General features: G+C 68.6%; 21 protein-coding genes. 9 read left to right on the top strand and 12 right to left on the bottom strand.

Going from position 1 to position 25,751, the window contains the following annotated elements; genetic code table 11:
- Window positions 1–159: 159 nt before the first annotated feature.
- On the bottom strand, window positions 160–1,227 hold the full coding sequence (dctP, locus tag J3367_RS11890) for a TRAP transporter substrate-binding protein DctP (RefSeq protein WP_024350148.1): 1,068 nt from the start codon (window positions 1,225–1,227) through the stop codon (window positions 160–162).
- 469 nt (window positions 1,228–1,696) lie between these two features.
- Window positions 1,697–3,055 (bottom strand): PLP-dependent aminotransferase family protein, encoded by a 1,359-nt coding sequence (locus J3367_RS11885; protein ID WP_421461233.1) that lies wholly within the window; start codon window positions 3,053–3,055, stop codon window positions 1,697–1,699.
- 164 nt (window positions 3,056–3,219) lie between these two features.
- Between J3367_RS11885 and J3367_RS11880 the strand changes: the two genes are divergently transcribed.
- Entirely contained in the window at window positions 3,220–4,080 is an 861-nt protein-coding gene (locus J3367_RS11880; RefSeq protein ID WP_024350150.1) for a DMT family transporter, read from the top strand.
- Here the strand turns inward: J3367_RS11880 and J3367_RS11875 are convergent, their stop codons facing one another.
- Genes J3367_RS11875 through J3367_RS11865 form a run of 3 tightly spaced genes read right to left on the bottom strand, consistent with a single transcriptional unit; the run spans window position 4,081 to window position 7,031 of the window.
- On the bottom strand, window positions 4,081–4,866 hold the full coding sequence (locus tag J3367_RS11875; protein WP_421461161.1) for a TIM barrel protein: 786 nt from the start codon (window positions 4,864–4,866) through the stop codon (window positions 4,081–4,083).
- 28 nt (window positions 4,867–4,894) lie between these two features.
- Window positions 4,895–5,896: an inositol 2-dehydrogenase gene (gene iolG, locus J3367_RS11870; protein ID WP_024350152.1), complete on the bottom strand. Its 1,002-nt coding sequence runs from the start codon at window positions 5,894–5,896 to the stop codon at window positions 4,895–4,897.
- Window positions 5,897–5,906: 10 nt separating this feature from the next.
- The gene (locus J3367_RS11865) at window positions 5,907–7,031 is read right to left on the bottom strand and encodes a Gfo/Idh/MocA family protein (RefSeq protein ID WP_024350153.1); all 1,125 of its coding nucleotides are present in this window, start codon (window positions 7,029–7,031) and stop codon (window positions 5,907–5,909) included.
- 80 nt (window positions 7,032–7,111) lie between these two features.
- Here J3367_RS11865 and J3367_RS11860 point away from each other — a divergent pair, with 80 nt between their 5' ends.
- The 8 genes from J3367_RS11860 to iolB all read left to right on the top strand — a co-directional run bounded on the left by J3367_RS11860 (window position 7,112) and on the right by iolB (window position 16,732).
- Window positions 7,112–7,948, top strand: coding sequence for a MurR/RpiR family transcriptional regulator (locus J3367_RS11860; protein ID WP_024350154.1), 837 nt, complete (start codon window positions 7,112–7,114; stop codon window positions 7,946–7,948).
- 137 nt (window positions 7,949–8,085) lie between these two features.
- Window positions 8,086–9,012, top strand: a complete 927-nt coding sequence (locus J3367_RS11855) for a sugar ABC transporter substrate-binding protein (RefSeq protein WP_024350155.1) — start codon at window positions 8,086–8,088, stop codon at window positions 9,010–9,012.
- A gap of 260 nt (window positions 9,013–9,272) precedes the next feature.
- Complete coding sequence (locus J3367_RS11850) at window positions 9,273–10,379, top strand: ABC transporter permease (protein WP_024350156.1); 1,107 nt, start codon at window positions 9,273–9,275, stop codon at window positions 10,377–10,379.
- A 1-nt stretch (window position 10,380) separates the two neighbouring features.
- Window positions 10,381–11,160 (top strand): ATP-binding cassette domain-containing protein, encoded by a 780-nt coding sequence (locus J3367_RS11845; RefSeq protein WP_009210502.1) that lies wholly within the window; start codon window positions 10,381–10,383, stop codon window positions 11,158–11,160.
- Window positions 11,160–13,079, top strand: coding sequence for a bifunctional 5-dehydro-2-deoxygluconokinase/5-dehydro-2-deoxyphosphogluconate aldolase (locus J3367_RS11840; RefSeq protein ID WP_024350157.1), 1,920 nt, complete (start codon window positions 11,160–11,162; stop codon window positions 13,077–13,079). Before J3367_RS11845 ends, J3367_RS11840 begins: the two co-directional genes overlap by 1 nt.
- Window positions 13,076–14,905 (top strand): 3D-(3,5/4)-trihydroxycyclohexane-1,2-dione acylhydrolase (decyclizing), encoded by a 1,830-nt coding sequence (gene iolD / locus J3367_RS11835; RefSeq protein WP_024350158.1) that lies wholly within the window; start codon window positions 13,076–13,078, stop codon window positions 14,903–14,905. Before J3367_RS11840 ends, iolD begins: the two co-directional genes overlap by 4 nt.
- Window positions 14,906–14,953: 48 nt before the next feature.
- Complete coding sequence (iolE, locus tag J3367_RS11830; RefSeq protein ID WP_024350159.1) at window positions 14,954–15,859, top strand: myo-inosose-2 dehydratase; 906 nt, start codon at window positions 14,954–14,956, stop codon at window positions 15,857–15,859.
- Window positions 15,860–15,922: 63 nt separating this feature from the next.
- Window positions 15,923–16,732 carry a 5-deoxy-glucuronate isomerase gene (iolB, locus tag J3367_RS11825; RefSeq protein ID WP_024350160.1) on the top strand — a complete coding sequence of 270 codons (810 nt, stop codon included), beginning with the start codon at window positions 15,923–15,925 and terminating at the stop codon, window positions 16,730–16,732.
- Window positions 16,733–16,783: 51 nt separating this feature from the next.
- Here the strand turns inward: iolB and J3367_RS11820 are convergent, their stop codons facing one another.
- The 7 genes from J3367_RS11820 to J3367_RS11790 are packed head-to-tail and all read right to left on the bottom strand — an operon-like array spanning window position 16,784 to window position 25,732.
- Complete coding sequence (locus J3367_RS11820; RefSeq protein WP_024350161.1) at window positions 16,784–18,256, bottom strand: amidase; 1,473 nt, start codon at window positions 18,254–18,256, stop codon at window positions 16,784–16,786.
- A 28-nt stretch (window positions 18,257–18,284) separates the two neighbouring features.
- Complete coding sequence (locus J3367_RS11815) at window positions 18,285–19,421, bottom strand: M20/M25/M40 family metallo-hydrolase (protein ID WP_024350162.1); 1,137 nt, start codon at window positions 19,419–19,421, stop codon at window positions 18,285–18,287.
- Between the two features lie 37 nt (window positions 19,422–19,458).
- Window positions 19,459–20,622, bottom strand: a complete 1,164-nt coding sequence (locus J3367_RS11810) for a M20 aminoacylase family protein (RefSeq protein ID WP_421461153.1) — start codon at window positions 20,620–20,622, stop codon at window positions 19,459–19,461.
- 46 nt (window positions 20,623–20,668) lie between these two features.
- Complete coding sequence (locus J3367_RS11805; RefSeq protein WP_024350164.1) at window positions 20,669–22,210, bottom strand: M81 family metallopeptidase; 1,542 nt, start codon at window positions 22,208–22,210, stop codon at window positions 20,669–20,671.
- Window positions 22,207–23,898, bottom strand: coding sequence for an ABC transporter ATP-binding protein (locus J3367_RS11800; RefSeq protein WP_024350165.1), 1,692 nt, complete (start codon window positions 23,896–23,898; stop codon window positions 22,207–22,209). Before J3367_RS11800 ends, J3367_RS11805 begins: the two co-directional genes overlap by 4 nt.
- Window positions 23,898–24,791, bottom strand: coding sequence for an ABC transporter permease (locus J3367_RS11795; RefSeq protein WP_024350166.1), 894 nt, complete (start codon window positions 24,789–24,791; stop codon window positions 23,898–23,900). The genes J3367_RS11800 and J3367_RS11795 overlap by 1 nt, the downstream gene beginning before the upstream one ends.
- Window positions 24,791–25,732 (bottom strand): ABC transporter permease, encoded by a 942-nt coding sequence (locus J3367_RS11790; protein ID WP_009210491.1) that lies wholly within the window; start codon window positions 25,730–25,732, stop codon window positions 24,791–24,793. The genes J3367_RS11795 and J3367_RS11790 overlap by 1 nt, the downstream gene beginning before the upstream one ends.
- Window positions 25,733–25,751: the final 19 nt, after the last annotated feature.

Raw genomic sequence — 25,751 nt, 5'->3', positions numbered from 1 at the left:
GATCGTGGATGCGGCACGGCGCGGCTGGCCGATGGGCAGGGCTGGAAGCACGGGGCTGGCTCGGTCTGTGGGAGGATCGTCGGGTCGGGCCGTGGGCCCGGTGATGGGACGTCGAGGGGCCGGATGGACGGCCCCTCCTGTCCTGGTTGTGCCGGTCCGTTACCGGGAGCCGGGGGCGAAGCGGAACTCGGACAGACCGGACAGCGAGCCAAGGAAGGACGCCTGGTCCTCGTAGACCCGCTTGAACCACTCGTTCGATGCGGACTGCTCCTCGGCCCATTCGCGCGAGGCCTCGTTGACGGCCTTCACCAGGCTCTCGTCGATCTGGATCATCTCGGCCGGCGAGTCCTTCTTCATCGTCTCGTAGGCGGCAAGATCCATCTTGGCGTAACCCAGATAGGTCTCCAGCATGGTCAGTTTGCCGGCGACTTCGAGAAGCTTCTGGTCCTTCTCCGGAATGCGCTCCCAGACGTCCTTGTTGTAGATGCAGTCATGGACGGCAGCGCGCGAGTGGACGCCGGGCATCATCATGTAGGGGGCGATCTTGTCGAAGCCCTCCTGCATGTTGCCGCCGGGGCCGCCCCATTCGATGGCGTCGACCACCTTGCGCTCCAGCGCCGAGAAGACTTCCGAACCTGGCAGGATGACGGTGGAGACACCGAGCTTCGGCGCGATCTCGGCCCAGGCCGAGGAAGTGCGCAGCTTCAGGCCCTTGAGGTCCTCGACGGTGCGGACCGGCTTGTGGGCATGCATGAAAATCTCGGTCTCGGTGACGCCGCAGGGGATCGCCACCACGTCGAAGACGTCGTCGCGCCACTCCTTCCAGAGCTCCAGGCCGTTCCCGTTATAGAGCCACATCATGTACTCTTCCGGGGTCGGGCCGCCCGGCCAGCCGCCGAACATCGCGCTGGTGCGATCCACCGACCAGTCATAGCCGCCCCAGGCATGGCCCATGTCGGCAATGCCCATCTGCACGGTCTCGGTGACCTTCAGGGCCTGGCCGAGCGCGCCGGCGGGGTAGACGTTGATCTTGACGCGGCCGTCGGTGACGGTCTCGACCGCCTCGGCATATTTCTTGGCGCCGATCTCCAGCCAGTGGCCGCCCGCCCAGGGCGTCGTCATGTTAAGTTCGATCGTCTCCTGCGCCGAGGCGGCATGGGGGGCAAGGCCCAGTCCCATGCCGAGCGTGAGCAGCGCTGCGCTGGCGGTTGTCCTCAAAAACTGCATGCAAACATCCTTTTGTTTGGCCGGAGATAGCGGTTGCGGAAGGCGTGTCAGACGCCGGCCGGAGGCCGGCAGTGACGCGGATGCGGCCGCAGGCGCGAAGGCGGAGCGCGGCCGGGTGCGGGAGAGACGAAGCCGGTGGATGCGGGCAGACGGCCACGGCCGGCGGTGACGCCTGAAGCGGTCGTCGCAGCCGTTGCTGCGGTGGTCGGCGCGTATGGATTCGTCTGGTCTGAGCAACTTACTGACATGGAAGTAAGTGAAGCTGCGCGAGCGCAACCTGTCAATTGCATAATGCCGCGCCATGCAAAATTTCTTTGCACAAGGCCCGGCGCGGGGGCCGGATCATGGGGCAGGGAGGGCTGGCGCATGAGCGCCTTGGCCGCTTGCGCTGCGATTGGCCTGTCGCGGCAGTCAGGCGGGCCGACGTTGCACAGCGATGGGGTGCGGGTACGGGTGCGCCGCCGCGTGCTCAGCGCCGGCTTGCGAGCGAGGCCTTGAGGACCGCGATCACCTTCTCCTCCATCTGCGCGACGTTGAAGCGCATCATGTCGGGGGCGGTCCGGGCGACGCTGAAGACGTTGCCGGGGGCGAGCAGCACTCCGTCCCGCAGGGCGTGCCGCGCGAGTTCGGTGGCGTCCGCCCCGTCCGGCAGCCGGCACCACAGCGCAAAGCCACCGCGGGGCAGGGTCCAGGGTGTGATGCCGAGGGTGCCGAGCGCCGCGATCGTCTGCTTCTGCCGCCGGGCAAGGCGCGTCCGCAGCGCGCTCATGTGCTTGCGATAGCTGCCATCGCCGAGGGCGGCATGGACGATTCCGGCGGCGACCGGACTGGCACTGCCGAAATGCGTCGCGACCTGCAGGTCCACCAGCCCGTCGATCCAGTCGCTCCGCGCCGCGATATAGCCGCATCGCACCGAGGCCGACAGGGTCTTGGAGAAGCTGCCGATCCGCACCACGCGCTCGAGCCCGTCCAGAGCGGCGAGACGCGGCGAGGGCTCGGGTTCGAAATCGGCGAAGATGTCGTCCTCGACGATGATCATGTCCTCAGCCGCCGCAAGAGTCAGGATCCGGTGGGCGGTCTGCGGCGAGAGCGTCGCGCCGGTCGGGTTGTGGATCGCCGAATTGGTGACATAGAGCCTCGGGCGATGGGCCGCGATCACGGCCGCGAAGGCAACCGGGTCCGGCCCGCTCGGCGTCTGCGGCACGCTGACGATCCGCACGCGATGGGCGCGCAGCAGGGCCTGGAAATTGAAGTAGCAGGGATCGTCGAGAAGCACGGTGTCGCCCGGCTGCAGGAAGAACCGGCACAGAAGGTCGAGGGCCTGGGTGCCCGATCCGGTGAGCAGGATCTGCTCGGTCCCGGCCGCGATGCCCTCCGCCGCGAATTGCCGGGCCAGGTGCTGGCGCAGCGGCAGCGAACCGCGGGTGCCGCCATAGTCCGACAGGACGGCGTCGTCGGCCCGGGCGAGCTTGCGCAGGGCGCGGCGTACCGCTTCGTTCGGCATCCAGTCCGCCGGCAGCCAGCCGCAGCCGGGGCGCAACGTGTCGGGGGCGGCATCCAGCGACTGGCGCGACACCCATAGCGGGTCGATGTCGCGTTCGGCCCGCGGCGCGATCTCGGCCAGCGCCAGCGGCGGCGCCGTGCCGGCCGCCGCATAGAAGCCGGAGCCCGGCCGCGACCGGATCAGCCCCTCAGCGGCCAGCCGGTCATAGGCTTCGACGACGGTCGAGGGCGAGACGCCCATGGTGCGGGCAAAGGCGCGCACCGATGGCAGCTTCTCGCCGGCGACCAGGCTGCGGGCAGCCAGACGCCGCCGGATCTCGTCCATCAGCGCCGCGGTGCGGGTCGCTCCCGGCCCGGTCGCGTGTCGGGAAACGCCCAAGTGTGCGGTCTCCGTAACCCATACAGTTTGGCGAAATTGTAGGGGATTGTCGCTACCGGCGCCAGACCGGTGGACCTAGAAGGAGGGATGCGGCAGGGTGGAGCCTTTTCATGGATCGAACGACAGCGGGCTGGGGCAGCGGTCTCCTCGGCGTCATCATCTTCAGCGGCTCGCTGCCGGCGACCCGCGTTGCCGTCGGCGGGTTCACGCCCTTGTTCCTGACCTCGACCCGGGCGGTCATCGCCGCGGTCCTCGCCACGCTGTTGCTGCTCCTGCTCCGCCAGAGGCGGCCGGCCATCGGCGATGCCCTGCCGCTGGTCATCGTCGCCGCGGGCGTGGTGGTCGGCTTTCCGCTGCTGACGGCGCTGGCGCTGCAGCATGTGACGGCGGCCCATTCGATCGTCTTCATCGGCCTGTTGCCGCTGATGACCGCGATCTTCGCGGTGCTGCGCGGCGGCGAGCGGCCACGCCCTGCCTTCTGGCTGTTCTCGGTGGCCGGGGCGGCAGTGGTGGCGGGCTTTGCCCTCGCACAGGACGGTGCGGCCTCGCTGGCGGGGGATCTCCTGATGATCGCGGCGATCGTTCTGTGCGGGCTCGGCTATGCCGAGGGCGCCGCGCTGTCCCGCCGCCTCGGGGGCTGGCAGGTGATCTCCTGGGCCCTCGTCTTCGCCCTGCCGGTCATGGCGGCGATCGCCGCTGTCTCTTGGCCCGCAAGTTTCGCGGATGTCGCCGCGCCGGCCTGGGCGGGCCTTGCCTATGTGTCGGTCTTCTCGATGCTGGTCGGCTTCGTCTTCTGGTATCGCGGCCTGGCGCTGGGCGGGGTCGCCGGCGTCGGGCAATTGCAGCTGCTGCAGCCCTTCTTCGGCCTGGCGCTGGCCGGCCTGCTCCTGGGCGAGCCGGTCGCCTGGACGATGATCGGCGCCTCGGCCCTGGTGGCTGCGTGCGTCGCCGGCGCCCGACGCTTCGCCTGATCAGAGGGTGAAGGCGCGCTCGAAGGCGTCGAGGGCGGCGTCGGGGTCGCCGCTGGCAAAGGCCTCCATCGTCACCGGGCCGCGATAGCCCATGGTGGCAAGGGCACGCGCGATGCGGTCATAGGCGATCTCGCCGGTGCCGGGCTCCATGCGGCCGGGCACATCGGCCACCTGGATTTCCCCGATATAGGGCAGGCCGCTGCGGCAGAGTTCGATCAGATTCCCTTCGCCGATCTGGGCATGATAGAGGTCGAGGTTCAGCCGCAGGCCCGGCCGGTCGATGGCCGCGACCAGCGCCAGCGTGTCCTGCGCCCGGGCGAAGGGAACGCCGGGGTGATCGACTGGCAGGTTGAGATTTTCCAGCGTGAAGACGACGTCCATCTCGTCGGCGAGGTCGGCGATCCTCGCCAGCGTGTCGCGGGCTTTCAGCCACATGGCCCCGGTCATCGTCTCGCTGGGCACCACCGGCAGGCCGCCATCCCCGAGCCCCGTGCCGTGGAGGTTGAGCCGGGCGACGCCGAGCCGCTTGCCGACATGGGCCGTCTCGCGGGCGGTGGCGAGGAGTTCGGCCGCGCCCTCGTCGTCGGCAAGACGGCCGCGCAGATAGCCGTTCATGATCGAGAAGGCCGCGCCTGAGCGCTCCAGCATGGCCAGATCATGGTCCGGCCAGTTCCACAGGCCGACGGCGAGGCCGCGTTCGGTCAGGCGCTGCAGCCGCCATTCCAACGGCCGGTTCCGCCAGATCATCTCCGCGCAGGCGGCCAGTTGAAACGGTCCACGGGTCATGTCGCGATCCTGTCCTGCCGCGTCGCGGTCAATGGCCGGTCATCGCGGCGGTGATGGCGACGCGGCGGTTTTCGGCAAAGGAGATGTTGGCGGCTTCCGCCAGGGCGAGGGCGTTGACGCCATCATCGACGGTGGCCGCCAGCGGCGCGCCGTCGACGACGCTGTCGACGAAGCGCGACCATTCGATCGCATAGGCGCGCATGTAGCGTTCGAGGAAGAAATAGACCGGCTTGGCCGACACGACGCCGGCCGTGGTGGACTTGGCGACGGTGTTCTCGGCGACGTTCTGCGCCTCGAGCATGCCGTCCGAGCCGAGCATTTCCACCCGCTGATCGTAGCCATAGACGGCCCGGCGCGAATTGCGGATCGTCGCGATGCGCCCGTCCGCATAGCCGAGCACCACGACCGCCGTATCGATGTCGCCGGCCGCGCCGATCTCCTTGTCGACAAGGCAGGAACCCGTCGCCGTCACCGTCTCGGGCATGCCGAACAGCCAGGCGCACATGTCGAAATCGTGGATCATCATGTCCCGGAAGAGGCCGCCGGAGACCTTGATGTAGGAAACGGGCGGCGGCGCCGGATCGTAGGAGGTCACCGCCAGCAGTTCGCCCTCGCCGATCTCGCCGGCAACGAAGGCCTCGCGCAGGGCCGAGAAGTTCGGATCGAACCGCCGGTTGAAGCCCATCATCACCGGGCGACCCGCTGCGGCGACGGCCTTCTTGACCCGGAGGGCGCGTTGCAGGTCGAGGTCGATCGGCTTTTCGCAGAACACCGCCTTGCCCGCCGCGATGCCCCTCTCGATCAGGTCGGCATGGGTGTTGGTGGAGGAGGCGACGAGGATGGCGTCGATACTGGCGTCGGCGAGGATGTCGTCGGCCTGCCGCGCGGCGATGCCGTACTCGGCCGCCAGCGCGTCGGCGGCATCGCTCATCACGTCGGTGACGGCGACGAGTTCGCAGCGCCGGTCCATGCGGATCGAGGCGGCATGCACCTTGCCGATGCGGCCGGCGCCGAAGAGTGCGACTTTCATGGCAATGTCCTCAGGAGGTCTGGAGCGTGACGCGCTGACCGGTCCGGCTGGCGTCGTCGATGGCGTGGATGACGGCCTCGTAGGCGAGGGCGTCGGTGAAGTTCGGCCGGGCCGGCGGGCCGCCGGCGATGGCGCGCAGCATGCCGGCCGCCTCGATCGTCTTGAGGTCGCCGAAGCCGAGCTGGTGTCCGGGTGCCGGGCAGAAGGCGCCGTAGGGCGCGTGCTCGGGACCGGTGAGGATGGTGCGGAAGCCCTGGCGAGCGGCCGGGCCCTCGTTCACATAGAGCTGCAATTCGTTCAGCCGTTCCTGGCTGAAGAGGAGCGTGCCGCGCGTGCCGTGCACCTCCCAGTCGAGGCGGTTCTTGCGGCCCCAGGCGGCGCGCGAGGTGCACAATGTCCCCTGCGCCCCGCTGGCGAAGCGAACGATGGCCGAGGCCGTGTCCTCGTTCTCGACGGCGGCGTCGCCGGAGCCGTCGGGCATGGGCCGCGTCGCATGGACGATCTGGGTGTCGGCGATCAGGCTCGCGATCGGCCCCATCAGCGCGACAGCCATGGAGACGAGGTGGCAGCCGAGATCGCCCAGCGCGCCGAGGCCGGCATCGGCCCGCCGGGCGCGCCATGTCCAGGCGAGATCGCCGTCGGCCTGGTAATCCTCGTCCACCCAGCCGCGGAAAAGGACCGGCTTGCCGATGACGCCCTCGGCGATCAGCCGGCAGGCATGGGTGAAGGCGGGGTTGTGGACGTAATTGTACCCGACGAGCGTGGCGACCCCGGCTGCGTCGGCCGCCGTCGCCATGGCCTGTGCGTCGGCCAGCGTCAGCGCCAGCGGCTTTTCGCAATGGACGGCCTTGCCCGCCGCGATCGCCGCGAGGGCCATGTCGCGATGCAGGGCGTTGGGCGTTGTGATCGAGACGAGATCGACCGCCGGGTCGGCAATGACGGCCCGCCAGTCCGACGTCGCCGCCGCGAAGCCGAACTGATCGGCGAACGCCCTTGCGCGTGCGGGCTCGGCGTCGCACAGGCATGCCATGCGGACCGCCGGCACGTCGCCGAACACCGCGCGTGCCGCCCCATAGGCCAGCGCATGGGCCTTGCCCATGAAGCCGGTCCCGATGAGACCAAGACCCACCACCATCGACTCCTCCCGCCGATTGGAATATAAATTCCATAAAGGGATGCGCTCGCAGCGGGCGGGAGTCAAGTCAGGAGAGCGAGATGAACAGTTCTGCCGAGGGGGTGCCCCGGGCGCCGGCCAGTGTCGCCGAATTGCTCGCTCGCCTCGACAGGATCGACGGCGCGCTGCCCAAGCGGCTGAAGCAATGCGCCATCTGCCTGCGCGCCAATCTCGATCGCGTCGCCGTCTCCACGGTCGCCGACATGGCGCAGCTGGCCGAGGTCCCTCCCTCGGCCTTCATGCGCTTCTGCCAGACCCTCGGCCTCTCCGGCTATTCGGAGATGCAGGCGCTGTTTCGGGCCGAATATGCCCAGATGCGACCGGACTACACCGAACGCCTGACGCGGCTGCGGGCGGAGGGCGCATCGGGCGCTGGGCGCCTGGCCGCGGATTTCGCCGAGGCCGGCATCAGATCCCTGATGGACATGTCGAAAGAGCTGGATGCCCAGCAATTGCAGGCGGTGGCGGAGCGGCTGGCCGGAGCCCGCACGATCCATCTGGTGGGCCTGCGGCGCGCCTTCGCGGTGGTGGTCTATCTCGCCTATCTCCTCGACAAGATGGGCGTGGCCTCGATGCTGCACCACACCACCGGGCAGATCGAAAGCGACCATGCGATCGGGCCGGACGATGCGCTGTTCGCGGTGACCTTCGCGCCGTTTTCGCAGGAGACCCTGACGCTCGCCAAGCGGGTCTCGGAGCGCGGCATCCCGGTTCTGGCGATGAGCGACACCACGACCTGCCCGCTCGCCGATGTTGCGGAAAACCTCCTGATTGCACGGGAGGTGGAGGTCGGGGGCTTCCGTGCGCCCAATGCCGGGTTGGCGCTCGTCACGGCGCTGGCCGTGGCCATTGGCGGATTACGTAAGGAAAAGGCTTGACTCCGGCCGCCGCGAGGGCCCTTATAGAATAATTGTTCCAAAAAGCGCTCGGGAGTGAGGGCCGGTGGAACGACCTGAACCCGGTTTCGGCCGGTTCCAAATGCGGGAGAACCCGCATGTGCTCAACGGGAGGATCCATGAACAATTTCCTGAAATCGACCATCGCGGCCGCGGCCATCGCCTTCACCGGCCCGGCCTTCGCCCAGCAGATCATCGTGGTCTCGCACGGCCAGGCCAACGACCCGTTCTGGTCCGTGGTCAAGAACGGCGTCGACCAGGCCGCCAAGGATAGCGGCGCCGAGGTCGACTACCGGGCGCCCGAGACCTTCGACATGGTGCAGATGAGCCAGCTCATCGACGCCGCGGTCAATCAGGAGCCGGACGGGCTGGTGGTATCGATCCCCGACGCCGACGCGCTCGGACCCTCGATCGAGCGGGCCGTGCAGGCCGGCATCCCGGTCATCTCTATGAATTCGGGCTCCGACGCCTCCAAGGGGCTCGGCGCGCTGCTGCATGTCGGCCAGGACGAGTTCACTGCCGGCAAGGCGGCCGGCGAGCAGCTCGCCAAGGATGGCGGCAAGGTCGCGATCTGCGTCAACCAGGAAGTCGGCAACGTCTCCCTCGACCAGCGCTGCGAGGGCTTTGCCGAGGGCTTCGGCGGGCAGGTCGAGGTCGTGCCGACCCAGAACGATCCGGCCGAAGTCCAGTCGAAGATCCAGGCTGCGCTGACCTCGAACCCGGATATCGACACCGTGCTGGGGCTGGGCGCCTCGCTCGTCGGCGAGCCCGCCCTGAAGGCCGTCGAAGCCGTCGGCCGGACCGGCGACGTCAAGATCGCGACCTTCGATCTGTCGGCGACCTTCCTGGAGGCTGTCGCCGAGGGCAAGGCCACCTTCGCCATCGACCAGCAGCAGTTCCTGCAGGGCTACCTGCCGGTGACCTTCCTGGCGCTCAACGCGAAATACGGTCTGGTCCCGGGCGGCAACGTGCCGTCGGGTCCGAACCTCGTCACGCAGGACAAGGCCGGCCAGGTCGTCGAACTGTCGGCGCAGGGCATCCGCTAGGCCTCAGGGTCCGATCACGACGCCGGGACTGCGGTGAACCCGCAGCCCCGGTGAGGGAAGGGGTCTTCGGACCGCTTCCCGACCTTGCCGGCCGATCCGCCGTCCGAGGTGCCTGCGCGCACGCCGCGCCACGCCCGGCGGTCCGTCCGCACGGCAGCCCGCATCCGGCGGAACCGACGACCCGAAGCATCTTCGACCCGGCATGCCGGCCCCGCGGCCCCGCGGCCACGGCGAAGCCTTGTCCAGAAGGAGGAGAAACGATGTCTGACACACCCCAGGTGGTCGCCGACGAGCGCCTCAAGCGGGAGAGTTTCGGGGCCCGGCTGATGAAGCGGCCGGAGCTCGGCGCCATCGCCGGTCTGGTCGTGGTCACGGTGTTCTTCATGGTCACCGCCGACAGCTCCATGTTCACCCTGTCGGGGATCATGAACTTCATGACCCCGGCCGCCCAGCTCGGCATCCTGGCGATCGGCGCGGCGATGCTGATGATCGGCGGCGAGTTCGACCTGTCGATCGGCTCCATGGTCGCCTTCGCCGGCCTGATCTTCGCGGCCTGCACGGTGACGCTCGGTCTGCCGCTGATCCTGGCGATCCCGATCACCTTCATGGTCGCGGCCGCGATCGGCTCGGTCAACGGCACCATCGTCCTGAAGACCGGGCTGCCCTCCTTCATCGTGACCCTGGCCTTCCTGTTCATCCTGCGCGGCGCCTCGCTGGTCGGCCTGAAGATAGCCACCGGCGGCTCGACGCAGCTGCGCGGCGTCCGCGACTCGGTGGAAAGCGACTGGCTGATGCCGATCTTTTCCGGCGACGCCTTCACCGGCCTGTTCGCCTGGATGGCCGAGACCGGGATCATCGACACCTTCAACAACGGCACGCCCAAGGTGCCGGGCATTCCGGTCGAGATCCTCTGGTTCGTCGGCCTGGCGCTGCTGGCGACCTACGTTCTCACCCGCACGCCGCAGGGCAACTGGATCTTTGCCGCCGGCGGCGACAAGGTCGCGGCCTCCAATTCCGGCGTGCCGGTGCGCAAGGTGAAGATCTCGCTGTTCATGTTCGCCGCCTGCTGCGGTGCGCTGGTCGCCATCATCACGGTGATGGACGCGGGCTCCACCGACGCCCGTCGCGGCTTCATGAAGGAGTTCGAGGCGATCATCGCGGCGGTCATCGGCGGCTGCCTCCTGACCGGCGGTTACGGCTCGGCGATCGGCGCCTTCTTCGGCGCGATCATCTTCGGCATGGTCACGATCGGCCTGACCTACACGAGCTTCGACCAGGACTGGTTCCAGATCTTCCTGGGCGGCATGCTGCTCGTGGCGGTGCTCTTCAACAACTACATCCGCAAGCAAGTGACCGGGGAGCGCTGACATGACCAAGCCCATCGTTCACATGGAAAACATCGAGAAGCATTTCGGCAACATCATCGCCCTGGCCGGCGTCAGCTTCGACGTCCTGCCCGGCGAGTGCCACTGCCTTCTCGGCGACAACGGTGCCGGCAAGTCGACCTTCATCAAGACCATGTCCGGGGTCCACAAGCCGACCAAGGGCGAGATCTACTTCGAAGGCCAGCCGATGTCCTTCGACAGCCCGCGCGACGCCATGGAGGCCGGCATTGCGACGGTCTTCCAGGATCTCGCCATGATCCCGCTGATGTCGGTGACCCGCAACTTCTTCATGGGCCGCGAGCCCACCAAGGGACGCTGGCTGTTCAAGCGCATGGACATCGAGACGGCCAACGCGGTGACCATCGAGGAGATGCGCAAGATGGGCATCGCCCTGCGCGGTCCCGACCAGGCGGTCGGCACCCTGTCGGGCGGCGAGCGCCAGACGGTGGCGATCTCCCGCGCTGTGTATTTCGGCGCCAAGGTGCTGATCCTCGACGAGCCCACGTCGGCGCTCGGCGTGCGCCAGACCTCCAATGTCCTGGCGACCATCGAGAAGGTCCGCGACCAGGGCATCGGCGTCGTCTTCATCACCCACAATGTCCGCCACGCCATGGCGGTGGGTGACCGCTTCACCGTCCTCAACCGCGGCCGCACGCTGGGCACCGCGCCGCGCGGCGAGATCACCGCCAACGAGCTGCAGGACCTGATGGCCGGCGGCCAGGAACTGGCGACCCTGCAGGGCTCGCTCGGAGGAACCGTGTGATGGCGGCGAAGGATCTCGATCTCATCACCATCGGCCGGTCCTCCGTCGACCTCTATGGCGCACAGGTGGGCGGCCGGCTCGAGGACATGCGCAGCTTCGAGAAATATGTTGGTGGCTCGCCCACGAACATGGCCACCGGCACCGCCCGGCTGGGCCTGCGCTCGGCCCTGATCACCCGCGTCGGCGACGAGCATATGGGCCGGTTCCTGCGCGAGGAACTGCAGCGCGAGGGCGTCGACACGACGGGCGTCGTCACCGACCCCGACCGGCTCACGGCACTGGTCATCCTCGGCATCCGCGACGACGAGCAGTTTCCGCTGATCTTCTATCGCGAGAACTGTGCCGACATGGCGCTGTGCGAGGACGACATCGACGAGGCGCTCATCGCAAGGACGCGGGCCGTCGTCGTCACCGGCACCCATCTCAGCAATCCGCGCACCGAGGCGGCGGTGCTGAAGGCGCTGGAGCTTGCCCGCGCCAATGGCGCCCGCACCGCGCTCGACATCGACTATCGCCCCAATCTGTGGGGCCTTGCCGGCCACGGCGCCGGCGAGGAACGCTTCATCGCCTCCGCGGCGGTCACGGCGAAGCTGCAATCCACCCTGCATCTCTTCGACCTGATCGTCGGCACCGAGGAAGAGTTTCACATTGCCGGCGGCACCACCGACACCATCGCGGCGCTGCGGGCGGTCCGCGTGGTCACCGGCGCGACGCTGGTCTGCAAGCGCGGTGCGGCCGGCGCGGTCGCCTTCGAGGGCCCGATCCGCAACAGTCTCGACGAGGGGCAGGCCGGACCCGGCTTCCCCATCGAGGTGTTCAACGTGCTGGGCGCCGGCGACGGCTTCATCTCCGGCCTGTTGAAAGGCTGGCTCGACGGCGAAACCTGGCCGACGGCCCTGACCTACGCCAATGCCTGCGGCGCCTTCGCCGTGTCGCGCCATGGCTGCACGCCGGCCTATCCGAGCTGGCAGGAACTGCAGTACTTCCTGAAGCGCGGCGTCCTGAAGGAGAAGGAAGCGCTGCGCAAGGACGCGGAGCTGGAGCAGATCCACTGGTCAACGACCCGCAAGACCGATTGGTCCACCATGCGCGTATTCGCCTTCGATCACCGCATGCAGTTCGAGGAACTGGAAGGGGCGACCCCCGACCGGATCGGCGCCTTCAAGCAGCTCTGTCTCGACGCGGCGCTGCGGGTCCAGGACGGTGCGCCCGGCCACGGCATTCTGTGCGACGGCCGGCTGGGGCGGCAGGCGCTCTACCGCGCCGCCGGTCGCGGCCTGTGGATCGGCCGGCCGGTCGAATGGCCGGGATCGCGGCCCTTGTCGCTGGAGCCGGAGATCGGCTCGGATTTCGGCGGCCTGTCGGAATGGCCGAGCGAGCACGTGGTGAAATGCCTGTGCTTCTGCCATCCCAACGACGCCCCGGATCTGTGGCGCGCCCAGGAGGAGACCATCCTGCGCCTCTACAACACCTGCCGGCGCAACCGGCTGGAATTCCTGCTGGAGATCATTCCCTCCAAGGTCGGGCCGGTGGACGATGACACCGCCGCGACGGTGATCCGGCGGTTCTACGATCTCGGTGTCTATCCCGACTGGTGGAAGCTGGAGCCGATGACCAGCGAGGCCGGCTGGCAGAAGGCCTGCGCGGCGATCCGGGACAACGATCCGAATGTGCGCGGCATCGTCGTTCTGGGTCTCGAAGCCTCCGAGGCGGCGCTCATCGAGAGTTTCTCCGTCGCCGCCCGCTTCGACCTGGTGAAGGGCTTTGCCGTCGGCCGGACGATCTTCGCCGACGCGGCGAAGGCCTACATGACCGGCGACATCACGCCCGAGGCGGCGGTGCGACAGATGGCGGAACGATACAGCAGGCTGTGCGCCCTGTGGGACGACGCACGCCGGGCAGGGGAGAAAGCGGCATGACGACGATCCGTCTGACAGCGGCGCAGGCTCTGGTGAAATATCTCACCGCCCAGATGACCGAGGACGGCGAGCCGTTCATCGCGGGGGTCTGGGCGATCTTCGGCCACGGCAACGTCGCCGGGCTCGGCGAGGCGCTGCATGCCGAGAAGGACCAGATCCGGACGCTGCGCGGCCACAACGAGCAGACGATGTGCCATGCGGCCATCGCCTATGCCAAGCAGTTGCAGCGCCGTCGGACCATGGCGGTGACCTCCTCCATCGGGCCCGGCGCCACCAACATGGTGACCGCCGCCGCGCTCGCCCATGTGAACCGGCTGCCGCTGCTGCTCCTGCCCGGCGACGTCTTCGCCAATCGCGGCCCCGATCCGGTATTGCAGCAGGTCGAGGATTTCGGCGACGGCACCGTGACGGTGAATGACTGCTTCCGGCCGGTGACCCGCTATTTCGACCGCATCATGCGCCCCGAACAGCTTCTCACCGCCCTGCCGCGCGCCTTCCGGGTGATGACCGATCCGGCCGAATGCGGCCCGGTGTGCCTGGCCTTCTGCCAGGACGTGCAGGCCGAAGCCTACGACTATCCGGCGGCCTTCTTCGAGCCGCGGGTCTGGCGGACCCGCCGGCCGCATCCCGACCCGGTCGAGCTGGAGCGTGTCGCGGAGCTCCTGCGCCGCGCCGAAAAGCCGGTGATCGTCGCCGGCGGCGGCGTGCATTACGCCGGTGCCTGCGACGCGCTGGAAGCCTTTGCGAGCGATCACCGGATTCCGGTGGTCGAGAGCCAGGCCGGCAAGTCGGCGCTCGCCTGGGATCATGATCTCAATTTCGGCCCGGTCGGCGTAACCGGGGCGGCGTCGGCCAACGCGATCTGCGCCGAGGCCGATCTCGTCCTCGGCATCGGCACGCGCTTCCAGGACTTCACCACCGGCTCGTGGAACCTGTTCCGCAATCCCGGGCGCCGGCTCGTCAGCCTGAACGTCGCCGCCTATGACGCCATGAAGCACGGCGCCGAACCGCTGTGCTGCGACGCGCTGGTCGGGCTGGAAGCGCTCGGCGCAGCGTTGGGCGACCATGCATTCGCCGCGCCCGATGCGGCCCTGAAACGCGACTGGTTCGCCGCCGTCGATCCGCTGACCGCGGCGCCAAAGGACAGCAATGCCCTGCCGACCGACCAGCAGGTGATCGGCGCGGTGCAGCGGGCCAGCGGCGTCGATACCGTCGTCATGTGCGCCGCCGGCACCATGCCGGGCGAACTCCATACCCTGTGGAAGGCGCCGCGCCCTGGCGCCTACCACATGGAATACGGCTTCTCCTGCATGGGCTACGAGATTGCCGGCGCGATGGGCATCAAGATGGCCGAGCCCGATCGCGACGTGGTCTGCATGATCGGCGACGGCAGCTACATGATGGCCAATTCCGAGCTCGCCACGGCGGCGATGCTGGGGATCAAGTTCACTGTCGTCGTCACCGACAATCGCGGCTATGGCTGCATCAACCGGCTGCAGATGAGCACCGGCGGCGCCGAGTTCAACAATCTCCTGGAACACGCCCATCACGTGAACCCGTCGCGGATCGACTTCGCCGCCCACGCCGCCTCGATGGGCGCCACCGCATCCCATGTCACCTCCATCGCCGAGCTGGAAGTCGCACTGGCGGCGGCGGGCGAGGCGGACGGTCCGGTGGTACTGGTGATCGACACCGATCCCTATCCCAGCACCGGGCCGGGCGGCCATTGGTGGGACGTCGCGGTGCCGGAGGTCTCGGCCCGTCCGGCGGTGGAAGCCGCCCGCAAGGCCTATGAAGCGCAATTGCGGATGCGCGCCGGCGGCTGACCGGTCGCCGCCCCGTCCGCCCTCGATCTCCTGACCGGAAAACTGCCCATGATCCGCTTCGGCACGAACCCCATCGCCTGGTCGAACGACGACGACCAGAGCCTCGGTGCCCATATCCCGCTCGACCGATGCCTCGGTGAGGCCGCCGCGATCGGCTTCGACGGCATCGAGAACGGCCACAAATTTCCGTGGGACCCGGCCGAATTGCGGGCGGTCCTCCAGCCGCACGGCCTCGCCTTCGTCTCGGCCTGGTATTCGCTCAACCTCCTCGTCCATTCGGCCGAGCAGGAGATCGCGCTGATCCAGCCGCATCTCGACCGGCTGAAGGCGATGGGCTGCACCGTCTGCATCGCCTGCGAGACCTCCAACGCGATCCACGGCAACGACGCCGTCGGGCTGGCGGCCTCGCCGGTACTGAGTGTGGATCAATGGGCGGAGTTCGGCGCCCGGGTCGAGAAGGTCGCGGCCCATTGCGCCGCCGAGGGCGTGCCGCTGGTCTACCATCATCACATGGGCACGGTCGTCGAAACGCCGGCCGAGCTCGACCTGTTCATGGCCCATACCGGGCCGGCGACCCGGCTTCTGTTCGATGCCGGGCATTTCTATTTTGGCGGCAACGGCGTCGATCCGGCGCCCTATCTCGCCCGGCATGTCGATCGCGTGGCGCATTTCCACGCCAAGAACGTGCGGCCGGCCGTGATGGCGGATGTGCGCCGCGACGGGCTGTCGTTTCTCGAGGGCGTGCGCCGCGGTGTCTTCACCGTGCCGGGCGACGCGGAAGGTGGTGTCGATTTCGGCCCCTGCCTCGGGGTTCTGGCGGAGCATGGCTACGACGGCTGGATCGTCATCGAGGCCGAGCAGGACCCGGAGGTCCACGATCCGGTCGAATATCAGAGCCTCGGCCTGAAGACCCTGAAGACGCTGGCCGCCGAAACCGGCCTCGTCGCGGACTGACCAGGCGGACCCGGTTCGCGGGGCGTGCCCTGCGGACGATCAACAGCATTGCGGAGGATCACGATGCCCGACCTTCTTCGTCGCCCGAACGGCCGGCATGGCCTGGTTCACGACATCACCCCGGCCGATGCCGGCTGGTCCTATGTCGGCTTCGCGTTGCATCGGCTGGAAGCCGGCGAGATGGCATCGGCGGAGACCGGCGAGGAGGAAGCGATCCTCGTTCTCCTGGAGGGCAAGGGCGAGGTCAGCGCCGGCGACCAGGAGTTCGGCGAACTCGGCGCGCGCATGTCGGTCTTCGAACTGGTGCCGCCCCACGCGGTCTATGTGCCGAACGGCTCGCACTGGCAGGTCACGGCGACGACGCCGCTGACGCTGGCGGTCTGCCGCGCCCCGGGCAAGGGCGGCCACGCCGCGCGGGTGATCGGTCCGCAGGGCATCCCGACCATCGTCAAGGGCAAGGGGGCCAACACTCGCAAGGTGCACGCCATCGCCATGGAGGAGCGCGACGTCGCCGACAGCCTGCTGGTGACCGAGGTCTACACGCCGGCGGGCAACTGGTCGTCCTATCCGCCGCACCGGCACGACGAGGACGATTTTCCGCGCATGACCTATCTGGAAGAGACCTATTACCACCGGCTCGATCCGCCGCAGGGCTTCGGCTTCCAGCGGGTCTTCACCGACGACGGCAGCCTCGACGAGACCATGACCGTCCATGACGGCGATGTCGTCCTCGTGCCGAAGGGGCACCATCCCTGCGGCGCGCCGCATGGCTACAAGATGTACTATCTCAACGTCATGGCGGGCCCCCGCCGCCAGTGGCGGTTCGAGAACCATCCCGACCACGACTGGATCGCCCAGCGCGACGCGGAGTGAACGGCCGACCGGCAAAGGCGAAGGAAGCGGGAACCGACGGCGCCGCGGGGCTCAGCCCGCGCGCTCGACCTGCCGTGCCAGCGCCAGGAGATCGGTTTCGCGGCCCAAAGGCGCGATGATCTGGACTCCTGTCGACAGGCCGCCGCGAAAGCCGGCCGGCAAGGCGAGGACGGGGCAGCCGGAAAGGGTGGCGGGCGCCACGCATTCCATCCAGCGGTGATAGCTGTCCATCGCCCGGCCATCGATGGCCTGCGGCCAGCGCTCGCCGATCGGAAATGGCCAGACCTGCGCGGCCGGAAGGGCCAAAAGGTCGAAGCGGGCGAAGAGGTCGACGAGCCGCAGATGCCAGGCGGTCCGTAGCTCGCGGGCGGCCTCGACGGTCAGCGCGGAGAGACGCAGGCCGTTCTCGATCTCCCAGACCATTTCCGGTTTCAACAGGTCGCGCGTCGCCGGATCAGCATGGAGCGGGGCATAGCGGGCCGTGACCGCCACATGGCGCTGGATCACGAAGCTCTGCCACAGGCGCTCGGCATCGAAGCCCAAAGCCGCAGCCTCGACCACCGCGCCCGGAATGCGTTCCAGCGCCGCGCGATTGGTGTCGAGAATGCCCGGCTCCATGGCGAGATGGTCGTCGAAATTACCCAGCCAGCCGATCCGGAGGGGCGCGTCCTTGTCGCGCGTCGAAGCATCGAGGTCGGGAAGCCCCGCCGACAGCGGCTGGCGCGGATCGGCGCCGGCCTGGACCCCGAGCAGCAAGGCGAGATCGTCGGCGGTGCGCGCCATCGGTCCGTCGGTGGCCAGCGCTGCCTCGAAGACATTGCCGGCCGGCAGGCTCGGCACCCGGCCGAAGGAGGGGCGCAGGCCGTAGACATTGTTGAAGGCGGCGGGATTGCGCAGCGAGCCGCCCATGTCCGAACCGTCGGCCAGCGGCAGCATGCGCGTCGCGATGGCGACGGCCGCACCCCCGCTGGAGCCGCCGGCGCTGCGCTCCGGCGCAAAGGTGTTGCCGGTCGCGCCGAACACTTCGTTGAAGGTGTGGGAGCCGAGGCCGAATTCCGGTGTGTTGGTCTTGCCGACGATGATCGCCCCGGCCGCCCGGATGCGCGCCGTCGAGAGGCCGTCGCCATCGGGCACGTGGTCGCGATAGATCGGCGAGCCGAAGGTGGTGGTCAGCCCCTTTGTCGGCGACAGATCCTTGATGGCGATGGGCAGGCCGTGCAGCGGTCCGGTGTCGGCGCCGCTGGCCAGCGCCCGGTCGGCGGCCGCGGCCTCGGCGAGCACCACCTCCAGCGGACGCCGGGAGATGATGGCGTTGTAGGTCGGGTTGAGCGCGTCGATCCGGTCGAGGAAGGCGGTCACGACCTCCACCGAGGACAGGCGGCCGGCACGCATTTCCGCCATCAACGCCGTCGCGTCCATGGCGCAGATTCCGGACACCGCCTCCGGCGCGCGCAGATGGCCCGGCCGGTCGAAGGGCGAAAGCGTCTCGCCGTCCGCCTGTTGATGTGCCCCGCCGGATGTCACCGGCGCAGGCCTCCCGCGGGGCGTCGCATCAGGCGCCGAGTTCGGCCAGAAGGCCGCCCAGAAGCCGGCCGCGCGACACCAGGCTCGACACCTCGATATGCTCGTTCAGCGTATGGACGTCGGCGCCGACGACGCCGAGGCCGTCCAGCGTCGGCAGGCCCATGGCGCCGGTGAAATTGCCGTCCGAGCCGCCGCCCTCGCTGGCATGGGCAAGGTCGAAGCCCAGCTCGTTGCCGATCCGCCGGACGCGTTCGTAGAGCTCCATCGTGCCTTCGCTGGCTTCCCAGACCGGGCGCACGACGCTCTTCTCGACGAAGAAGCCGGTGCCGTCCGGCTCGCGCCTGTCGAAGGCGAGGATGTTCTCGGTACCCCGGTCGAGGTCTTCCTGGCGCTTGGCCATGGAGAGGCACTCGGCCCGCGCGATGGTCGGCACGCAATTGACCCACTGGCCGCCATGCATGACCGAGACCGAGAAGGTGCAGTCCTCGTCGGTCATGTCCTCGATGGCGATGAGCTGCCGGGCCATCATCTTCACCGCCGACTGGCCGGCCTTCAGCGCCGCGCCGGCGTGGCTCGGGCGTCCCATGGCGGTCAGGTGGTAGCGGGCGATGGCGTAACGGCCGGTGACCACCGTGTTGCGGGCCCAGGCCGGCTCCGGCACCAGGATGTAGCGGTGTTTGGCGGCCTCGGCCTCGATCAGCGCGCGGGTGCCCGGGGTGCCGATCTCCTCGTCGGAGGTCAGCAGGACATGCACCGGCAGCGGCGTCTCGACGCCCATGTCGGCCAGCGCCTTGACGGCGCTGATGGCGATGTAGTTGCCGCCCTTCATGTCGCAGATGCCGGGGCCCCAGCAGATGTCGCCCTCGCGCCGGAACGGCAGCTTCTCCAGCGTGCCGAGCGGGTGCACCGTGTCGAGATGGCCGATAATCAGGATGCCGGGCTCGCCGGCCTTGGGGTGCGGAAACGCGCCGCGCACGCAATTGCCGAGCCCCTCGGGGCCGGGAATGGTCTCCACCTCGAAGCCCATGGCCTGCATGTCCTCGGCGGCCAGAGCCATCATCCGGTCGACCGCCGGCTTGTCATAGGTCGGGCTCTCGCATTCGACCCAGCGCCTCAGGCCGCTCAGCATCTGTTCCGCATCCAGCGGGATCTTGGTCACGTCCATCGTCACTCTCGCTTTCCTGAGGTCTCGAACCGGCCGGTCAGGCCGCCAGCCGCTTCTCGACGATGCGGGCCAGAAGGCTGGAGCCGATCGGCAGGATGCCGTCGTCGAGGATGAAGCCGGGATTGTGCAGCGGCATGGTGCCGCCATGGCCGACCCAGCAATAGGAGCCGGGGACCGCGTGCAGCATGTCGGCGAAATCCTCGCTGCCCATGGTCGGGCGCGGATCGGTGAAGACCTTGTCTTGGCCGACGATCTCGACGGCGACTTCGCGCAGCGCCTCGGTCTCGGCCTCGTGGTTTTCCAGCACCGAGAAGACGTCGCGGATGTCGACCACGATCTCGCAGTCGTAGCTCGCCGCGAAACCGGCGGCGATCTCGCGGATACGGGTGGCGACAAGCTCGCCGACATCGTCGTGGAAGTAGCGGATCGTGCCGCCGAGAGCGGCCTCTTCGGGGATGACGTTGTAGGCCGAGCCCGCGGCGAATTTGGTGATCGACAGCACCGCCGGCTTCAGCGGATTGACGTTGCGGCTGACGATCGACTGCAGGCTCTGGCCAAGCGTCATGGCGATGACGATCGGGTCCTTGGAATTGTGCGGCATCGCCGCATGGCTGCCGCGCGCCTTGATCTGGATGTCGAAGAACTTGGCGCCGGCCATCGCCTTGCCCGGGAAGACGGCGACCTCGCCGAGCTCCAGATCGGGCATGTTGTGCAGCCCGTAGATCTCGTCGCAGGGGAAGCGCTCGAACAGGCGGTCGGCGATCATCGCGCGGGCGCCGCCCAGCCCCTCCTCGGCGGGCTGGAAGACGAACATCGCGGTGCCCTTGAAACCGCGATTTGCAGCGAGATAGCGCGCCGCGCCGAGCAGCATGGTGGTGTGGCCGTCATGGCCGCAGCCATGGAAGCGGCCCGGATTGGTCGAGCGGTAGGGAAGGTTGGTGAACTCCTCCATTGGCAGGGCGTCCATGTCGGCGCGCAGGCCGATGGTCCGGCCCTCGCCGCCGGTGCCCCTGAGGATGCCGACGACGCCGGTGCCGCCGATGCCCTCGTGGATCTCGTCGACGCCGTAGCTCTTCAGCGCCGCGGCGACGATGGCGGCGGTGCGCTTTTCCTCGAAGCCGATCTCCGGATGGGCGTGCAAATCGTGGCGGATCGCCGTCAGGTCTTCGGCAAAACTTTTGATCTCGGGAATGATGGTCATGGTCGGGTTTCCTCGTTTCGCGGCCGCAGCTAGGCGGTCGCAGGCATTACGACGGATGGGATTCGGCGGGATCGAACACCGGGCCGATGGGCGACAGCTCGATGCCGGGCCGCAGCCGGCGGAAGGGCAGGTCGGCCGGCGACAAAGGCATGGGCCCCGGCGCCGTGCAGGTCAGGATGGTCTCGGCGATCGGCGCGAAATCGGCGCGGAAATGCACCGAGCTCTTGTTGACGAGGATCGCCTCCTCCTCCGGTTCGATGCCGACGAAGCGGTACATCTCGCGGTCGGCCATCTGCGCCTTGGCCGAGGCGACGACGACGCGCACGCCGCCGATCCTCAGGCAGGCGGAGGGGCCGAGCCGCATGCGCGCGCCGCCGTAGAAGGCACCGGACGCGATCAGGTCGCCGTCGGACAGGGCGGTGACCTCGAAGGTCCCGGTGAAGGGCGTGTCGCCGGCAACGCCGTCGGCGCCGCCGAGGGTGATCTCGGCCGTCACGCCGACACCGGCCGCATGGGCGGCGGCCGCCGCCTTGGGATCGAAGATCACGCCGATCGCGGCGCGCTGCGCGTCGGCTTCGACCAGCGCCTTCAGCATGCCGGTGGTGTTGGAATCGCCGCCGGCACCGGGATTGTCCTGGGTGTCGGCAATGACGACCGGGCGCGTGGCGCTTGCCGCGATCCGCATCGCCTCGCGCACCCCGTCCAGGGGGGCGAAGGCCTTGCCGGCATAGGCGGAACGCGCGGCGGCGACCCTGGCGGCCAGGGCGTCCGCAGCGGCATCGGCCGCCGCCTGATCGGCGCCATAGGCGAGGACGGACGGGCCGCAATCGGCAAAGTCGGCGGCCGGAAAGCCGCAGAGATAGGAAACGCTGGCAATGCCGCCCGTCTCCATCTCCGGCAGGCCGCAATAAAGCGTGGCGTTCGGCTCCATGCTGGTCGATTGCCAGGCGATGGGGATCAGGAAGGGGATCTGACGGAACGCCTTGGCGTGGCGCTGGCCGGCGAGCAGCGGGACCAACTGTTCGGCGGTACGGCGTCCGGTCTCGGCCATGTCGACATGGGGATAGGTGCGGTAGGCGACGAGGAGATCGGCCTCGGCGACCATCTGCGGCGTGACGTTGCCGTGCAGGTCGAGACTGGCGACCAGCGGCACATCGGGGCCGATGACCCGGCGCACCCGCGCCAGAAGCTCGCCTTCGCCATCGTCGAGATGGGTGCAGACCATGGCGCCGTGGAGATCGAGATAGACCGCGTCGAGCGGCAGTGCGGCCTCGACCGCCGCGACGATGCGGGCGGCGATGGCCTCATAGGCGTCTTCGGTGACATGGGCGGAGGGCACCGCTGCGCACCACAGCGTTGGCACGAGGTGCCAGCCGCGTCGCTCGGCTTCGGTGACGAAGCCGCAGATGCCCATGTTGACGTCGCGCGTCGCCGCGATCATCCCCGGGCCCTCCGCCAGCGCCGGCCAGCCACCACCATGCTCGAAGGCGGCGTAGTCCGCTCTGGTCGGCGCGAACGTATTGGTCTCGTGCATGAACCCGCCGACCGCGATGCGCGGGGCGGGCGTCCCTGTGCTGTCGTCTGTCATGCCGGCACGGTCGTGTCCCTGAAGCCCGCGGCGCCGGGTAGCGGGCGGAAGTTCGGAAAGTCCCAGTAGCGACCGGGGGCCGCGTCGATCAGCTCGCGCGTATAGGCCTCGCGCGGATTGCCCAGCACCTCGGCGGTCGGGCCGTATTCCACAACCCGGCCGCGCTGCATCACCACCACCTCGTCGCAGATCTGCGCGGCGACGCGCAGGTCGTGGGTGATGAACAGGAGGGCGACGCCGAGCCGCGCCTGGATGTCGTCGAGAAGGTCGAGGACCTGGGCCTGCACCGACACGTCGAGGGCCGACACCGCCTCGTCGGCGACGAGAACGTCCGGCTCCATGGCGAGCGCCCGGGCGATGGCGATTCGCTGGCGCTGGCCGCCGGAAAACTGGTGCGGATGCCGATCGATGGCGTCCTTGGGCAGGCCGACGAGTTCCAGAAGCGTCTTCGCCTGCTCGCGCGCCTCGCGGGGCGGGGTGCCGTAGTTGATCGGCCCCTCGGTGATGCTGTCGCCCACCGTCAGCCGCGGATTGAGCGAGCGGTTGGGGTCCTGGAAGATCATCTGGATGCGCTTGCGCCACGGCCGCAGCGCCCGGCGCGACAGGCCCGAAATGTCGGAGCCGCGCAGGCGGATGCTGCCGGCGGTGGGCTCGATCAGCCGCATGACGCAGCGCGCCACGGTCGACTTGCCCGAGCCGCTCTCGCCGACGATGCCGAGGGTGCGGCCACGCCCGAGGATCAGGTTGACGTCCCTGGCCGCGACGGTGCCCTCGCGTTTGCGGAACAGCGAGCCCTGGCTGTAGGTCATGCCGAGTTCGCTGGTCTCGAGCACGATCTCGCGGGAGGCCGCGGGGCGGGCGTCGCGCGGCCGCAGCGCCGGCACGGCGGTCAGGAGGTTGCGGGTATAGGGCTTGGTCGGGGCGGTGAGGATCGCCTGGATTGGCCCGGATTCCACGATCTCGCCGGCCCGCATGACGTAGACCCGGTCGGCGATGTCGGCGACGACGCCCATGTCGTGGGTGATGAACAGCACCGAGGTGCCGAGGCGCTCCTGGATCTCGCGGATCAGCTTCAGGATCTGCTTCTGGGTGGTCACGTCGAGGGCGGTCGTCGGCTCGTCGGCGATCAGCAGCCTGGGTTCGAGGACGAGCGCCATGGCGATCATCACCCGCTGGCGCTGGCCGCCCGAGAGCTGGTGCGGGTAGGAGCGGCACATGCGCTCCACATCCGGCAGATGGACGAGCGAGAGAATGTCGCGAATGCGCGTCCGGCGATCGGCGGTGCCCATGCTGGCATGGGCGCTCAGCACCTCCTCCAGCTGGCTCTCGACGGTCATCACCGGGTTGAGCGCCGTCATCGGCTCCTGGAAGATCATCGACATGCGGGTGGCGCGCAGCTGGCGCAGCCGCGTCGGGCTGGCGGTCAGCACATCCTCGCCCTCGACGAGGATACGGCCCGAGCGGGCGGTGAGCGCCCCCTTCGGCAACAGCCCCATCGTGGCCAGCGACGTCACCGACTTGCCGGAGCCGCTTTCGCCGACGAGGCAGACGGTCTCGCCGGCGCCGACGCGCAGCGAGATGCCGTCGAGGATCGGGGCCGGCGCACGGCCGCGTGTGGTGACGACGAGATCCTCGACGACGAGCACGTCGCCGCTGCTCGCGGCGGCGGGGTGGGCGTGGTCGCTCATCAGGCCTCCCTCTTCTTGCCGAGGCGCGGGTCCATGACGTCGCGGGCGGTGTCGCCGAGAATGTTGATCGACAGGATGGCCAGCGACAGGAACAGGCCCGGCCAGAAGATCAGCGACGGCTTGAGCTGGAAGTAGAGCCGGCCCTCCGACATGATGTTGCCCCAGGACGGCGTCTCGGTGCCGATGCCGGCTCCCAGGAACGACAGGATCGCCTCGGTCAGGATCGCCGAGGCGCAGACATAGGTGCCCTGGACGATCAGCGGCGCGATGGTGTTGGGCGTCAGGTGCCGCCACATGATCTTCGGCAGGCTGGAGCCGACCGCGATGGCGGCCTCGACATAGGGCTCCTCGCGCGCCGACAGGACGACCGAGCGCACCAGCCGCACGACCCGCGGGATTTCCGGAATGGTGATGGCGATGAGCACTGTCCAGAGGCTGGAGCCGGCCAGCGACACGATGGCGATGGCGAGGAGCACACTGGGGATCGCCATCAGGCCGTCCATGATCCGCATCAGGATGGCGTCGAGCCAGCGGAAGAAGCCCGAGATCAGGCCAAGCGGCAGGCCGATCAGCACCGCCACGAGGGCCGCGCCGATGCCGACGATCAGCGAGACGCGGGCGCCGTAGAGCGTGCGCGAGAAGACGTCGCGGCCATAGGCGTCGGTGCCGAAGGGATGGGTGGCGCTGGCGCCTGCCAGCCGTTCCATCGGGTTCATGGCGATCGGGTCGAAGGGCGCTATGACCGGCGCCAAAAGCGCGCCGATGACGATGACCGCCAGGCAGATCGCGGCGAGGGTCGGCGCAAAGCGCAGATCCGCCAGTTCGATCCGCGGCAGGAAGCGGCGCTTGATGACCGGCTCGGCAATCGGGGGCAGGGTGTCTCTCCTCGCCATCAGTATCGGATCCTCGGGTCCATGAACGCGTAGGAGATGTCGATCAGGAGGTTGATCACCACGTAGATGCCGCTGGTCAGGAGGATCAGCGCCTGGATCACCGGGTAGTCGCGGGCAAGGATGGCATCGACGGTCAGTCGCCCCAGGCCGGGAATGTTGAAGACGCTTTCGGTGACGACGACGCCGGAGATCATCAGCGCGAAACCGGTGCCGACGACGGTGAGGATCGGCACGGCGGCGTTGCGCAGGGCGTGGCGGAACAGGACGATCCGCTCCGACAGGCCCTTGGCCCGGGCGGTGCGCACATAATCCTCGTCGAGAACGTCCAGCATCGCGGCGCGGGTCATGCGGGCGATCAGCGCGATGTAGATCGTCGCCAGGGTGAAGGCCGGCAGGATGATGCGCGCAAGGAACGGCCCGACGCCGTCGAAGATGCTCTTGAAGCCCTGGACCGGGAGAAGTTTCAGGTCGATGGCGAAGATCTGGATGAAGATGTAGCCGGTGACGAAGACCGGAATCGAGAAGCCGAGCACCGAGATCGCCATGATGACGTTGTCGGTGAGCGTGCCGTGGCGCCAGGCGGCGAGGACGCCCATCGGGATCGACAGGAGAAGCGTGATCGCCATGGTCACGAGGGCGAGGCTGAGTGTCGGCTCCAGCCGCTGGCCGATCAGGGTCAGGACCGGCGTGCGCGAGATCAGCGAGCGGCCGAAATCGCCGCTCAGCAACTGGCCGCTCCAGGTGATGAACTGGGTCACCAGCGGCTCGTTGAGGCCGAGGCTCTGGCGGATCTGGGCGAGCTGTTCGGGGGTCGCCATGTCGCCGGCGATGATGGCGGCCGGGTCGCCCGGCGTCAGCCGCAACAAGAGGAAGACGAACAGCGCCACGACGATCAGCACCGGCACGGAGGCCAGGACGCGGCGGAAGATGTAGGCGAGCATGGGTCGAGCCTCGCGGCGC

Source organism: Aurantimonas sp. NFXS3, from assembly GCF_049132005.1.
GTDB lineage: Bacteria > Pseudomonadota > Alphaproteobacteria > Rhizobiales > Rhizobiaceae > Aurantimonas > Aurantimonas coralicida.
This window is presented reverse-complemented; position numbering and strand designations above follow the sequence as displayed.

Bases quoted from the DNA above. Each gene is read 5' to 3' on its own strand.
- dctP (WP_024350148.1), bottom strand. From the start codon at position 1,227: ATGCAGTTTTTGAGGACAACCGCCAGCGCAGCGCTGCTCACGCTCGGC.
- J3367_RS11885 (WP_421461233.1), bottom strand. From the start codon at position 3,055: ATGGACGAGATCCGGCGGCGTCTGGCTGCCCGCAGCCTGGTCGCCGGC.
- J3367_RS11880 (WP_024350150.1), top strand. From the start codon at position 3,220: ATGGATCGAACGACAGCGGGCTGGGGCAGCGGTCTCCTCGGCGTCATC.
- J3367_RS11875 (WP_421461161.1), bottom strand. From the start codon at position 4,866: ATGACCCGTGGACCGTTTCAACTGGCCGCCTGCGCGGAGATGATCTGG.
- iolG (WP_024350152.1), bottom strand. From the start codon at position 5,896: ATGAAAGTCGCACTCTTCGGCGCCGGCCGCATCGGCAAGGTGCATGCC.
- J3367_RS11865 (WP_024350153.1), bottom strand. From the start codon at position 7,031: ATGGTGGTGGGTCTTGGTCTCATCGGGACCGGCTTCATGGGCAAGGCC.
- J3367_RS11860 (WP_024350154.1), top strand. From the start codon at position 7,112: ATGAACAGTTCTGCCGAGGGGGTGCCCCGGGCGCCGGCCAGTGTCGCC.
- J3367_RS11855 (WP_024350155.1), top strand. From the start codon at position 8,086: ATGAACAATTTCCTGAAATCGACCATCGCGGCCGCGGCCATCGCCTTC.
- J3367_RS11850 (WP_024350156.1), top strand. From the start codon at position 9,273: ATGTCTGACACACCCCAGGTGGTCGCCGACGAGCGCCTCAAGCGGGAG.
- J3367_RS11845 (WP_009210502.1), top strand. From the start codon at position 10,381: ATGACCAAGCCCATCGTTCACATGGAAAACATCGAGAAGCATTTCGGC.
- J3367_RS11840 (WP_024350157.1), top strand. From the start codon at position 11,160: ATGGCGGCGAAGGATCTCGATCTCATCACCATCGGCCGGTCCTCCGTC.
- iolD (WP_024350158.1), top strand. From the start codon at position 13,076: ATGACGACGATCCGTCTGACAGCGGCGCAGGCTCTGGTGAAATATCTC.
- iolE (WP_024350159.1), top strand. From the start codon at position 14,954: ATGATCCGCTTCGGCACGAACCCCATCGCCTGGTCGAACGACGACGAC.
- iolB (WP_024350160.1), top strand. From the start codon at position 15,923: ATGCCCGACCTTCTTCGTCGCCCGAACGGCCGGCATGGCCTGGTTCAC.
- J3367_RS11815 (WP_024350162.1), bottom strand. From the start codon at position 19,421: ATGGACGTGACCAAGATCCCGCTGGATGCGGAACAGATGCTGAGCGGC.
- J3367_RS11810 (WP_421461153.1), bottom strand. From the start codon at position 20,622: ATGACCATCATTCCCGAGATCAAAAGTTTTGCCGAAGACCTGACGGCG.
- J3367_RS11805 (WP_024350164.1), bottom strand. From the start codon at position 22,210: ATGACAGACGACAGCACAGGGACGCCCGCCCCGCGCATCGCGGTCGGC.
- J3367_RS11800 (WP_024350165.1), bottom strand. From the start codon at position 23,898: ATGAGCGACCACGCCCACCCCGCCGCCGCGAGCAGCGGCGACGTGCTC.
- J3367_RS11795 (WP_024350166.1), bottom strand. From the start codon at position 24,791: ATGGCGAGGAGAGACACCCTGCCCCCGATTGCCGAGCCGGTCATCAAG.
- J3367_RS11790 (WP_009210491.1), bottom strand. From the start codon at position 25,732: ATGCTCGCCTACATCTTCCGCCGCGTCCTGGCCTCCGTGCCGGTGCTG.